Below are 12,913 nucleotides of genomic sequence, written 5' to 3' on the forward strand. Positions count from 1 at the left end.
GAGGCAGTGATGCATAAGCGTGTGAAGTGGTGGCGCAGGGGGGTGTTTTACCAGATCTACCTGCCCTCCTTCTGTGACGGCAATGGCGACGGGCTGGGGGATTTCCACGGTCTGCTGAGCAAGCTGGACTATCTGGCGGAGCTGGGCATCGCTGGCATCTGGATCACCCCCTTCTACCCGTCGCCGCTGGTGGACAACGGCTATGACATCTCCGACTACTGCAACGTCGATGCGCGCTTTGGCGATCTGGCGCTGTTCAGCCAACTGGTGGAGGCGTGCCACCAGCGCCATATCCGGGTGATCATCGATCTGGTGATCAACCACGTCTCCAGCGCGCACCCGTGGTTCCAGCAGGCGCTAAGCGACCCGCAGAGCCGCTACCGGGAGTACTTCTTCTTCAGGCCGCAACCGAACAACTGGCACTCCTTCTTTGGCGGCCCGGCGTGGAGCCGCACGCCCGCTGGCGATGCCTTCTACTACCACAAGTTTTCGCCGCAGCAGGTGGATCTCAACTGGGCCAACCCGCAGGTGGAGCGCGAGATTGAGCAGGTGATCGACTTCTGGCTGGCGCGCGGCGTGGATGGCTTCCGCTTCGATGTGATCAACTTCCTCACCACCGACGGCATCGGCCCCGACAACCCCGCGGGCGAGGGGGAGCAGCGCCATGAGCATGACATCAACCAGCCGGGGGTGACGGCCGCGATCGCGCGGCTATGCCGCTACATCCGCCAGCGCAAGGAGGCGTTCCTGATTGGTGAGGTGGGCAGCGAGAAGCTGGAGGAGCTGTGCCGCTACCAAGGTGGCGACCTGCTGGATGTGGTGTTCAACTTCAACCTCGGCAGCCTCAAGACCTTCAGCGTCCACGACATCCACCAGCAACTGGTGGCGATGGAGACGCAACAGCCCGGCGTGCCGACGCTGTTTTTCTCCAGCCACGATATGTCACGCATGATCAGCCGCTTCGGCGAGCATGAGCAGGATCTCGATCGCGCCGTCGCGCTGTTCGCGCTGCAAATCAGCGCCAAAGGGGTGCCGTTTATCTATAACGGCGAGGAGATCGGCATGACCGATTTTGTGCCGGAGACGTTCGACCAGTTGCGGGACGTTCAGGGCATCACCCACTACCAGCAGGCGCGGGCGGCCGGGCTAACGCACCCGGAGGCGCTGGCGGAGGCGGTCGCCCACTCCCGTGACGCCTCACGTTCGCCCATGCAGTGGGACAGCCGCCCCCACGCGGGCTTTTCGCCGGTCACCCCCTGGATGCCGGTGCACCGCAACGCCGCAACCACGCAGGTCAGCGCGCTGCGCCGCCAGCGCGGCTCCATCCTCAAGCGTTACCGGACGCTGATTGCGCTGCGCAACCGCCACCCGGCGCTCCAGAGTGGCGAATATTTACGGCTGGCGCGGCACGGCGACTGCCTGATGCTCTGCCGGGCGCACCGCACGGAGATACTGCACATCTTCATCAACTTCGGCGACCCGCTGCCCAACCCCAGCTGGGGCGACGGCAAGCAGGTACTGTTTGGCACCGACTGTCGCCTGTTGGAAAAAAATTCCGTTCTGATTAAAAAGGTATGCCATGAACATCATCCGCAATCCCGCTAATCCGCTGATTACCCCGAAAGATGTGTCGCCGACCCGGCCGGGCATGAAGGTCGAGTGTGTGTTTAATGCTGGCGTAATGCGCCGCGGCGAGGAGACGCTGCTGCTGCTACGGGTGGCCGAGAGCGTTATCCCCTCGCACCCGGATGAGATCTGTGTGCCGCGGCTGGTGAATGAGGAGGGCGTTTGGCGGCCGCACACCGTGGCGTTCAACCGCCACGACCCGCGCTATGAGTTCAGCGATCCGCGCGCCATCGTGCTGAAGGCCGATCCCACGGAGACCCTGCTGACCTCGCTCTCCCACCTGCGGCTGGCGCGCAGCCGTGACGGCGTGCACTTTGATATTGATGACGCGCCGTTCCTCTTCCCGGAGAACGAATATGAGCAGTTTGGCTGTGAAGATCCGCGCATCAGCCTGATCGACGGCTTGTACTACATCAACTACTCGGCGGTGTCGCCCTACGGCATCGCCACCGCGCTGGCAGTGACGGCAGATTTCACCGAGGTGCGGCGGCTCGGCGTCATACTCTGCCCAGACAACCGCGACGTCTGCTTCTTCCCGCGCCGCGTCAATGGCGAATATCTGGCGCTGACGCGCCCCTCGCCCAAGTATTTCGGCAAGCCGGAGATCTGGCTCAGTGCCTCACCAGACCTGCTGCACTGGGGCAACCACCGCCGCCTGCCCGCTGGCTCGGACAGCGACTGGGACGCGCTGAAGCTCGGCGGCGGCGCGCCGCTGCTGGAGACGGAGCATGGCTGGTTGCAGATCTATCACGGCGTGGATCAGCAGCAGCGCTACTGCCTCGGCGCGCTGCTGCTCGACCGGGATGACCCGATGCGCATTCTGGCGAAATCCGCTACCCCGCTGTTGCAGCCAGAGGCGGAGTATGAGGTGCACGGCTTCTTCGGCAATGTGGTGTTCACCTGCGGCGCGCTGATTGAGGGTGACCAGTTGAAGATCTACTACGGTGCGGCCGACCAGTGCATCGCGCTGGCGCAGATGACGCTGGCCGATCTCTGGGCGCATCTGGGCATCACCTGATCCCCATAAAAAAGGGCGCTGAGCGCCCTGTTTTTTTACTGCCCTTCGGCGAGGTACATCGCCCGCAGGTAGTGCGGCACCGCGTCATCGACGTTGGAGCCAATCACCTCCAGATGCGGCAGTTGATCTTTCAGGCGCTGGTGCGCGTTGCGCATCAGGCAGCCCTTGCCCGCCACCGACAGCATCTCGAAATCATTCATGCCGTCACCAAAGGCGATGCAGTCCGCCAACGAATAGCCCGCCAGCGCCGCCACCTGCTCCAGTGCATGGCCTTTGGAGACGCCGCCCGCCATCACCTCCAGACAGGTCGGGAAGGAGAAGCTGACGTTCACCCGCTCGCCCCAGCGGTTGTTGATCTCCGTCTCCAGCCGCAGCAGTTCGTCGTGATCCTCACTGGTGAAGTAGACCTTACAGATGCCGTCGGTCTCCAGCAGGCTCGGTTCGAACAGCGTGTATTTGAACACCGACTCTTGGAAAAACTCATCCTGATCCGGGCGGTCACGGTTCATGAACCAGTCATCGTTGCGGTAGACATTGGTCAGGATCGCCGGGTTATCGTGCACGATGCCGTAGAGATCGCGGGCGATATCGCCGTCCAGATTGTGGGAGAAGATCAGCTCGCCTTCGGTATTGTGTACGCGTGCGCCGTTGGAGGTGATCATAAAGGCGCTGATCTCCAGGTTATCCCGGATCTGGCCCACGTCCACATGGTGGCGGCCAGTGGCGAAAACGAAGTGGATGCCCTTGCGGGTCAGCAGCTTCAGCGTCTCCTTGGCGTACGGGGTCAGGGTGTGGTCCGGGGAGAGCAGCGTGCCGTCTAAATCGGATGCGACAACATGGTACATAGCGTCTGTTTTAACCTCTGATGGTATGAAGGGCAGCTGCGCCGCCAGATTGGGAGTGTCGCGCAAAAAAGCGCAGGGTGGCGTCCAGCGCCTGGGCGCGCAGGGCGTCCCGTTCAAACAGGATCTCATGGCGCGCCCCCTTGATGACCAGCGGCTTGCCCCCTTCGCAGGGCCGCCCCGCTTGCGTCATCGCCTGACAAAATGCCTGCTGCGAGCGGTTATCCACCACCCGGTCCTCACTGGCCTGCAACAGCAACAGGGGAGTATCAATATCTTTGGCCTTCGCCAGCACCTGCTCGCCCGCCAGCACGCCCTCCCGCACCCAGTGGTAGGTTGGCCCACCCACCCGCAGCTCCGGGTAGTCGGCGTAGTAGCGCAGGGTACGCTGGTAGCGCTCACGGCTGTGGGTTAACCGGTTGACCAAAAAGGGCAGTGGCTGCCAGTGGCCGGTGCCGATGGCGTAGAAATCGCGTCGTGCCGGGTTGCCCTCCGCCCAGTTTAGGATGCGGCGCACCATCCAGCCCGGCATCGGCAGGGTGATGCCGGTCATCGGCGCACAGAGCGTCGCGGCGGCAAAGAAGGGCGGCGTATCCGCTGGCCGGCGGCGCGCCAGATAGAGCGCCAGAATCGCCCCACCCATCGAGTGCGCCAGCGCATATTTTTGCCGGTAGCCGAGCGGTGCCACCACCTCTTCGCAGAAGGTAGCGAGGTCATCCACATAGTCGTCGAACAGATGGACATGCCCACGGTGGCTATCCTCCAGCATTCGCCCGGATCGCCCCTGCCCGCGATGGTCAAGGATCATCACGTCATAGCCGCAATGGAAAAGGTCGTACGCCACCTCGGGGTACTTCATGTAGCTTTCGATGCGGCCGGGCGACACCACCACCACCTGATCATGGTGCGGCGCATGGAAACGCACATAGCGAATCGGCACGCCGTTGACGCCGGTAAACTCCCCCTCCTGGCGGTGTCGCCAGAAATCGAGCAGGGGGCCGGTCGAGAACGCCGCGAAGCCCAATTCACGTGTCAGCCAGCTCTGTTTGATGTGTGACATAGCGTCTGTCCGTAGCCACTCATGGTGCAATGAAACGCGCCGTTCAACGGCCATAGCTTAACCTCCGGCAATAGCGTATTGTGGCACAAAACAGCGCAATCAGGGAGCATTGCCGATGACCTTGGAGTGGTGGTTAACCTACCTGCTAACAACCCTTATCCTCAGCCTATCGCCCGGCTCGGGAGCGATCAACACCATGAGTACCAGCATCAGCCACGGCTACCGCGGGGCCGCCGCCTCGATCGCCGGCCTGCAACTGGGGCTGGCCAGCCACATCCTGCTGGTGGGCGTGGGCCTTGGCGCGCTGCTGTCGCAGTCGCTGCTGGCCTTTGAGCTGCTGAAGTGGCTCGGTGCCGCCTATCTGGTGTGGCTGGGCATCCAACAGTGGCGCGCCGCGGGCGCGATGGATCTGCACGCGCTGGCCGGCAGTATGCCGCGCCGCCAGCTGTTCCGCCGGGCGGTGCTGGTCAACCTCACCAACCCAAAGAGCATCGTGTTCCTCGCCGCCCTCTTCCCGCAGTTCATTGTGCCGCACCAGCCGCAGGCCGCGCAGTACCTGATCCTTGGCGTCACGACTGTGGCAGTGGACATCATCGTGATGATTGGTTACGCCACCCTCGCCCGCCGCATCGCTGGCTGGCTCAAGTCGCCCAGGCAGATGGCGCTGCTCAACCGCATTTTCGGCTCGCTGTTTGTGCTGGTTGCGGCGCTGCTGACTACCGCGCGTCAGGCGTAAACGCCCCGTTGGAAAAAAGGCAGGCCATGCGCCTGCCTTTTTTATGGATGCTAACCGCGAAAGGTTAACGGGAGATGATCAGATGGATGCCGAAACCGGCAAACAGCACGCCCGCGACGCCATCGATCCATTTGGCCAGCCGCTGGTAGCCGCGGCGCATCATCGGCAGGGCAAACACCATCGCCACGATGGAGAACCAGGCGAACGTCTCGGCAATGATCATCACGAACAGCCCCCAGCGCTCGGCGCTGCCAACGCTGTCACTGACAAACAGCGAGAAGACGCTGCCGAAGTAGATCACCGCTTTCGGGTTGGAGAGGTTGGTCAGAAAGCCGCGCATAAAGGTGCGGCCGCGCGCCGGCAAGGCGACGGGTGCCTCCGCGGCGGGTTCCCCTGCCGGGCGCGGGCGGCGCGCAGCAGTTGCCAGCCCATCCACAGCAGGTAGAGGCCGCCGCCGACGGTGATTACCTGATGCAGCCAGGCCATCCGCTCCAGCAACAGGTGCAGTCCCATCAGCGCCACCCCTGCCCAGATCACGATGCCCAGGGTGATGCCAATCACCCCCATCATCGCCTCACGGCGTGAGCGGCTGGCCGCGGTTTGGGAAACAAAGAAGAAGTCCGGGCCGGGGCTGATCAGGGCCACCAGATGCACCAGCGCAACAGTGAAAAACAGCATGAACATCAGTACAACTCCCAGATAGGCGGAAATATCGCGCCATCATAGGCGATGGCGGAGGTTCCCGCCATCGTCCTCGAGGGGTCATTCGTCGTCGTTGTCGATATGGTCGCGGATCATCTGCAGGAAGGGCGCGCCAAAGCGCTCTAGCTTGCGCTGGCCGACGCCGTTGACGCTGAGCAGCTCGCCCGGCGAGGCTGGCATCTGCTCGGCCATCTCCAGCAGCGTGGCGTCGTTGAACACCACATAGGGCGGCACGTTGGCCTCGTCAGCGATCGATTTGCGCAGCTTGCGCAGTTTGGCGAACAACTTACGGTCATAGTTGCCGCTGTAGCTTTTCGGCGTGCTGCTGCGCGCCTTCGGTGCCTGAATGCGCGGCACCGCCAGTTGCAGCGGCGTCTCACCGCGCAGCACCGGACGTGCCGCCTCGGTGAGTTGCAGCGCCGAGTGCAGCGCGATGTTTTGGCTGATCAGGCCGAGGTGAATCAGCTGGCGATAGACGCTGACCCAATGCTCGGTGGTCTGGTCACGGCCCATACCATAGATCGTCAGCTTGTCATGGCCGTTTTCACGGATACGCAGGTTATTGGCCCCACGCAGCACCTCCACCACATAGCCGATACCAAAGCGCTGGCCGACGCGCGCCACGGCGGAGAGCGCCTTTTGCGCATCGAGCAGGCCGTCATAGCGCTTCGGCGGATCGAGGCAGATGTCGCAGTTGCCGCATGGCGTCTGCCGCCCCTCGCCAAAGTAGTTGAGCAGCACCAGCCGGCGGCAGGTCTGCGCCTCGGCGAAAGCGCCCATCGCGTTCAGCTTGTGGCGCTCCACGTCCTGCTGCGGCCCGGCGGGTTTCTCCTCCAGACAGCGGCGCAGCCAGGCCATATCGGCCGGGTCATAGAGCAAAATCGCCTCGGCTGGCAGGCCGTCACGTCCGGCGCGGCCGGTTTCTTGGTAGTAGGCCTCGATGGTGCGCGGAATGTCAAAGTGCACCACAAAGCGCACGTTGGGCTTGTTGATACCCATGCCGAACGCCACGGTCGCCACCACCACTTGCAAGTCATCGCGCTGGAAGGCGTCCTGCACCTGCGCGCGCCGCTCGCTCTCCAGCCCGGCGTGATAAGCCCCCACGCTGAGGCCGCGCGCTTGCAGGCGGGCGGCGGTGTCTTCCACCTTCGCCCGGCTGTTGCAGTAGATGATGCCGCTCTTGCCACGCTGATCCTGCACAAAGCGCCACAGCTGGTCGAGGGGCTTGTACTTCTCTACCAGCGTGTAGCGGATGTTGGGACGGTCAAAGCTGCTGATCTGCACCAGCGGATCGTGGAGCGCCAGCCCGCGCACGATGTCATTGCGCGTGGCTTCGTCGGCCGTCGCTGTCAGGGCGATGACCGGCAGATTCGGGTAACGCGCCTTCAGTTGCCCAAGCGCACGGTATTCGGGGCGGAAATCATGCCCCCACTGGGAAATACAGTGCGCTTCGTCAACCGCCAAAAGCGCCGGGTTAAGCTGCGGCAACTGGTCGAGGAAGTTGTCCATCATCAGCCGCTCTGGCGCGATGTAGAGCATCTTGATCTGCCCGTTGCGGCAGCCGGTCATCACCTCATACTGCTGCTCCCGCGTCTGGCTGGAGTTGAGGCACGCCGCCGCCACGCCGTTGGCCAGCAGCTGGTCCACCTGATCTTTCATCAGAGAGATCAGCGGCGAGACCACCAGCGTCAGGCCATCCATAACCAAGGCAGGGATTTGGTAACACAGGGATTTGCCGCCCCCGGTGGGCATGACCACCAGACAGTCGCGCCCTTCGAGCGCGGTGTTGATGATGGTTTGCTGACCCGGACGGAATTGCTGGTAGCCGAAGGTGTCACGCAACACCTGCTCTGCCAGCAACGCTTTGTTGATTACTGCCGCCGTAGACACTCGTTTCCCCAACGTTCTGCGAGCCGGCAGGAAGCCTGCCGGCCGGTGATGATGCGCACGCGCGTTTTACAAAATATCGTTCAGCATGATGCCGACACCGACGCGCGTCTGCTTGTAGTTGTAGTCAATCAGCGATTCGCCATAGCCGCTGAAGACCTGCGTATAGAAGCGCACATGGCGGGTGAGCGGGTAGCTCCACCCGGCCTCCGCCCCGCCGTAACCGGTGTTCCAGTTGTAGCGGCCGTTGATGCTGAATACGCTGTCGCCCCAGGCATACGCCACCTTCAGGCGGTAGTGGCCCATGTATTTGGTGATGTCCGGGTTATCGTCATTGCTGTCGCTCTCCGGGATGCGATACCAAGGCTTGAGATCCACCTGCCAGTTGCCGTGCTGCGCCATAAAGCGCGCGTAGATACGGTTCCAGCTGCGCGAAGTGGGATCGGAGCGGCCATTGGAGTCATGGTTGAAGCCGGTCTCCACCTCACGCAGTGTCCAGCCGGCGAAGGAGTAGTCCGTCGCCCAGGCCACGAACACTTGCGGCTCATAGTTGGTTTCACGGAACGGTGACGATTCACTACTGTTGGAGAGCTGCCAGAATGAGCGCTGGGTGTAGGAGGCCGCCAGCAGCGAGTTGTCCCCGGCAATGCCGCGCCAGATCGGGAAGCCCAGGCTAAGCTGGAACTCTACCTCATCTTTGCGGGCGTTGTCTGCCCAGTCGTAGGTCTGAATGGCCTTGGTGTTTATCTTATCGGTATAGGTATACAACAGATAGTTCGTTTCGTAAGGATAGAGCGTAAACGGGTTATCATGTTCCTGCAACATGCTGGCAATGACGCTGCCACGCACAGTGGGGTAATCATGGATCTGTTTAACTGTCGCTTCTTCCGCCTGAACCAGGGCCGGTGCTGCCAGCAGCGCCATCCCGATTCCCCAATAACCGCGCATAACCCCTCCAAAAAAATCCTAAAATAGACCGCCAACAAAAAGGCAGGCCATTTTACACACAAATCACGGCGGCGATCAGCGGTGTTTCGATTTATCCGCGCCGGGCTGGAAAGCAACAAATGCGAAGCATAAAATCCACAATAAATTAACCTAACCGCGCCGCATTCCGGCGCTGACCAAGGAACCTGTATGTCTGATCTGCCCCTGACGCCCGAGGCCGCCCGCCGGCTGATTGGCAACATCTTTGTGTATGACATGCCCTTCAATCGCGAGCTGGGGCTGGAGCTGGCCTGCTTTGATGAAGAGCAGGTGGTGCTGACCTTCGCCAACCAGACGCGACTGGTGGGCAACGCGGCACAACATATTCTGCATGGCGGCGTTATCGCCTCGGTGCTGGATGTGGCCGCCGGGCTGTGCTGCGTTGGCAGCGTGCTGCTGCGCCACGAGAACCAGAGCGAAACCGCACTGCGCCAACGGCTCGCCAAAATGGGCACCATCGACCTGCGGGTCGACTACCTGCGCCCCGGACGCGGCGAGCAGTTCCGCGCCACCAGCACCCTGTTGCGCGCTGGCAACAAGGTGGCGGTCGCCCGCGTGGAGCTGCATAACCAAGCGGATCTGCACATTGCCAGCGCCACCGCCACCTACCTGATTGGCTGATGCCGCAAGGTTGCGCGCCGTCAGGAAAAGCGCCTGCCACTCCGGTACACTCGCTGTTTTCTTTTTTTAGGTTAATAACATGGATGCGAAACAGACCCGCCAGGGCATTCTCTTTGCCCTCGGTGCCTACTTTATCTGGGGCATCGCCCCGGCCTACTTCAAACTGCTGCAACAGGTGACGCCGGGTGAAATCCTCACCCACCGCATTGTCTGGTCTTTCTTCTTTATGCTGATCCTGCTCTCCGTCAGCCGCAACTGGGGCAAGGTGCGGGCCGTGATGCACCAGCCGAAGCGGCTGCTGATGCTGGCGTTGACCGCGCTGCTGGTGGGCTGCAACTGGCTGCTGTTTATCTGGGCGGTGAATAACCACCATATCCTGGAGGCCAGCCTCGGCTACTTTATCAACCCGCTGGTAAATGTGCTGCTTGGGATGCTGTTTCTGGGAGAGCGCTTCCGCCGAATGCAGTGGCTGGCGGTGGCGCTGGCGATCTGTGGGGTGTTGGTGCAGCTGTGGCAGTTTGGCTCGCTGCCGGTGATTGCGCTGGGGCTGGCCTTCAGCTTCGCGCTGTATGGCCTGCTGCGCAAGAAGATCGGCATTGACGCCCAGACCGGGATGTTGGTGGAGACCCTGTGGCTGCTGCCAGCGGCGGTGATCTACCTGTTCGGCATCGCCGACACCCCCACCAGCCACCTGACCGCCAACCCCATGTCGCTCAACCTGCTGCTGGTGGCGGCGGGCGTGGTCACTACCGTGCCGCTGCTGTTCTTCACCGCCGCCGCCACCCGCCTGCGCCTCTCGACGCTCGGTTTCTTCCAGTACCTCGGCCCGACGCTGATGTTCGTGCTGGCGGTGACCTTCTACGGCGAGCACATCGGCAATGACAAGCTGGTCACCTTCGCCTTTATCTGGAGCGGCCTGTTGCTGTTCACCCTCGACGCACTCTACACCCAGCGCAAGCTGCGTTAACGTAGCGCCTGTTTTGGCGGCTTGCCGGCGTGGCGCGAGATGAAGCGCGCCATCGCCGGGCCGGTGAACAGGATGGTGAGTAGCCGCAGCGTCTGCATCGCCATCACGAATGACATATCCACCTTGGTGCCGGCGGCGATGATCGCCACGGTATCCAGCCCGCCGGGGCTGGTGGCCAGATAGGCCGACATCAGATCAACCGGCAGTACCTTGGTCATCCCCCATGCCATCACGCCGCATACCACCATCAGCCCAATAATTGACACCAGCATCTGCGGCAGGGTGCGCAGCGCCAGCAGCACGATGTCACGCGTGAAGCGCAGCCCCACCGTCCAACCAATCAGCGCGTAGGCTATCGCCAGTAGCCACTCTGGGATCTGGAGGGTCATCAGCCCGCTGGAGTGCACGCCCGCGCCCATTAATGCTGGCACCAGCAGTGCGCCAGAGGGGATGCGCAGCCGGGGGGCCAGCACAATGCCCGCCAGCGCGATCGCCAGCGTGCCAAGGAAGCGCCAATCCAGCGACGGGAACCAGACCAGCGCCGCCGCGTGTTGACCAGCCTCATCCCCCAGCCCGATGCGCGCCACCACGGCGGCAGCGGTGGCGACGAACAGCACACGCAGGTACTGCATAAAGGCCACCAGCCGCACGTCCGCGCCAAAGTCACCGGCCATCGCCACCATTGCCGACGCGCCGCCGGGCGAGGAGCCCCAGGCACCGGTCGGCCCCGGCAGGGCGCTGAAACGCACCAACAGCCAGCCGGAGAGGCCGCTCGCCAGCAGCGTGGCCACCAGCGCGCCGATCACAATCGGCCAGTCCGCCAGCAGCGGCGTCAGGATGCCGGGCGACAGGCTTTGGGCAATCATGCAGCCCAGCACGCCTTGGGAGAGTTTGAAACAGAGGGAGGGAATACGGATAGACGCGCCGCCCAGCCCCATCACCACGCCAACAATCATCGGCCCCAGTAGCAGCGCCGCTGGCAGGTGGAAGGCTTGCAGGCCGAAGCCCAGTATCAGGGAGAGCAGCAGCAGCAGGCCCCACTGACTCGCGGGAGAGATGCGTTTCAGCAACATGACTTCTCTACAATTTGTTAACAACCGAGTCACTATTCTACGTCGGTTATGGACAAAAAGGGGAAGAAAGCGTGCGGAAAATCACACTATGGCGGGAGGGCCTCCCCGCCGTGGCGGGGAGTGCGGAGGCGTCAGAGCCAGTTTTTGCGCTTAAAGTAGAGGTAAGGGGCCAATCCGGCCAGGATCATCAGGCCGATGGCGCCCGGATAGCCGAATGACCACTTCAGCTCCGGCATAAACTCAAAGTTCATGCCGTAGCTGGAGGCCACCAGCGTCGGCGGCAGGAACACCACAGAGACCACCGAGAAGATCTTGATGATGCGGTTCTGCTCGATGTTGATGAAGCCCATCGCCGCCTGCATCAGGAAGTTGACCTTCTGGAACAGTGACTCGTTGTGCGGCAGCAGCGATTCGATGTCGCGCAGCACCTCACGCGCCTGCTCCAGCTGGCCGGCTGGCAGGCGTGCCTTGCGCACCAGGAAGTTCAGCGCGCGCTGGGTGTCCATCAGGCAGAGCCGCACCTTCCAGCCGGTATCTTCCAGCACCGCCAGGGTGGAGAGCGCCTCGTCATACTCGTCGCCCTGCTGCCCCTCCATGATCACCCGGCTCAGCTTCTCCAGGTCGCTGTAGATGTTCTCAATCTCATCCGCCAGCTGCTCAATTTTGGTTTCGAACAGGTCGAGCAGCAGCTCGTAGGCGTTGCCGTCGATCAGCATCTGGTTGCGGGCGCGCATCCGGTAGAGCCGGAACGCTGGCAGCTCGCGCTCACGCAGGGTGTAGAGACGCCCGTCGCGGACGGTAAAGGCGACGGTGGAGTTGCCGCCGTGATCCTCGGCATCCTCATAATAGAAGAAGGAGTGGATATGCAGGCCATCCTCATCTTCGAAGAAACGCGCGGAAGCCTCGATGTCATCCAGCTCCGGGCGGGTGGCGAGATTCTGCCCCAGCTCAGTATGGACTTTGTCGCGCTCCTCCACGTCGGGTTCAATCAAATCAACCCAAAGCGATGTGGTGAGGTCGTTCGAGTCATCCAACTCTAAACGGGATAAGCGGCTGTTATCTAATTTGAATGCGCTCAGCATAGGCGATGGCTCCCTTGTGATGACAAGCAGAGGTTCGCAATGGAACACGGAAACAGAGTGGGCGATGAGGCACCGGCGTGTTTCAAACCGCCATAGGGCCTGACTCAGTGCGACAAACAGGAGGTCGCTGACAACCACGAAGGCCATCAGCAAGGAGGATAGCCTTAGAAGTTGTACCTAATGAACAGGTTCATGAGCCAGTATCTACTGGGTGTGTCCAAGGCAAAGGTCCTCATTTAAGAATAGTGCGCGCATGTTACGCTGAGACGAAAAAGTCTGTCAACCGCCGCACCCCAGTTAATGTGCAACAAA

The 12,913-nt window shown here is 62.1% G+C and carries 11 protein-coding genes and 1 pseudogene; 5 read left to right on the top strand and 7 right to left on the bottom strand.

Annotated features, from left to right (window positions below; translation table 11 throughout):
* The first annotated feature begins 9 nt into the window (after positions 1–9).
* Entirely contained in the window at positions 10–1,605 is a 1,596-nt protein-coding gene (locus ACK3SD_RS16670; RefSeq protein ID WP_481126215.1) for an alpha-amylase family glycosyl hydrolase, read from the top strand.
* Positions 1,586–2,644, top strand: coding sequence for a glycoside hydrolase family 130 protein (locus tag ACK3SD_RS16675; RefSeq protein ID WP_481127575.1), 1,059 nt, complete (start codon positions 1,586–1,588; stop codon positions 2,642–2,644). Before ACK3SD_RS16670 ends, ACK3SD_RS16675 begins: the two co-directional genes overlap by 20 nt.
* Positions 2,645–2,679: 35 nt before the next feature.
* On the opposite strand, the gene yigL is transcribed toward ACK3SD_RS16675, so the two are convergent.
* Both yigL and pldB read right to left on the bottom strand, forming a co-directional pair.
* Positions 2,680–3,489: a sugar/pyridoxal phosphate phosphatase YigL gene (gene yigL / locus ACK3SD_RS16680; protein WP_481126216.1), complete on the bottom strand. Its 810-nt coding sequence runs from the start codon at positions 3,487–3,489 to the stop codon at positions 2,680–2,682.
* A gap of 10 nt (positions 3,490–3,499) precedes the next feature.
* Positions 3,500–4,546 (bottom strand): lysophospholipase L2, encoded by a 1,047-nt coding sequence (gene pldB / locus ACK3SD_RS16685; protein ID WP_137764649.1) that lies wholly within the window; start codon positions 4,544–4,546, stop codon positions 3,500–3,502.
* Between the two features lie 115 nt (positions 4,547–4,661).
* Between pldB and rhtB the strand changes: the two genes are divergently transcribed.
* On the top strand, positions 4,662–5,282 hold the full coding sequence (gene rhtB / locus ACK3SD_RS16690) for a homoserine/homoserine lactone efflux protein (RefSeq protein WP_481126217.1): 621 nt from the start codon (positions 4,662–4,664) through the stop codon (positions 5,280–5,282).
* A gap of 64 nt (positions 5,283–5,346) precedes the next feature.
* Here the strand turns inward: rhtB and rhtC are convergent.
* The 3 genes and pseudogenes from rhtC to pldA all read right to left on the bottom strand — a co-directional run bounded on the left by rhtC (position 5,347) and on the right by pldA (position 8,819).
* Positions 5,347–5,966, bottom strand: a pseudogene (gene rhtC / locus ACK3SD_RS16695) (threonine export protein RhtC).
* Positions 5,967–6,044: 78 nt separating this feature from the next.
* On the bottom strand, positions 6,045–7,874 hold the full coding sequence (gene recQ, locus ACK3SD_RS16700; protein ID WP_481126218.1) for an ATP-dependent DNA helicase RecQ: 1,830 nt from the start codon (positions 7,872–7,874) through the stop codon (positions 6,045–6,047).
* A 66-nt stretch (positions 7,875–7,940) separates the two neighbouring features.
* A complete protein-coding gene (gene pldA / locus ACK3SD_RS16705; protein WP_481126219.1) occupies positions 7,941–8,819 on the bottom strand; it encodes a phospholipase A in 879 nt (292 codons plus the stop codon).
* A 189-nt stretch (positions 8,820–9,008) separates the two neighbouring features.
* Between pldA and ACK3SD_RS16710 the strand changes: the two genes are divergently transcribed.
* Both ACK3SD_RS16710 and rarD read left to right on the top strand, forming a co-directional pair.
* Positions 9,009–9,479: a thioesterase family protein gene (locus ACK3SD_RS16710; protein ID WP_481126220.1), complete on the top strand. Its 471-nt coding sequence runs from the start codon at positions 9,009–9,011 to the stop codon at positions 9,477–9,479.
* Positions 9,480–9,558: 79 nt separating this feature from the next.
* On the top strand, positions 9,559–10,446 hold the full coding sequence (rarD, locus tag ACK3SD_RS16715; protein ID WP_481126221.1) for an EamA family transporter RarD: 888 nt from the start codon (positions 9,559–9,561) through the stop codon (positions 10,444–10,446).
* Here rarD and ACK3SD_RS16720 read toward each other — a convergent pair.
* A complete protein-coding gene (locus ACK3SD_RS16720) occupies positions 10,443–11,519 on the bottom strand; it encodes an AbrB family transcriptional regulator (RefSeq protein ID WP_481126222.1) in 1,077 nt (358 codons plus the stop codon). The two genes, rarD and ACK3SD_RS16720, sit on opposite strands and share 4 nt — an antisense overlap.
* Before the next feature lie 131 nt (positions 11,520–11,650).
* Positions 11,651–12,601: a magnesium/cobalt transporter CorA gene (corA, locus tag ACK3SD_RS16725; RefSeq protein WP_137764656.1), complete on the bottom strand. Its 951-nt coding sequence runs from the start codon at positions 12,599–12,601 to the stop codon at positions 11,651–11,653.
* Between the last annotated feature and the right edge of the window lie 312 nt (positions 12,602–12,913).

This window comes from Chimaeribacter sp. YP20170169, from assembly GCF_056739715.1.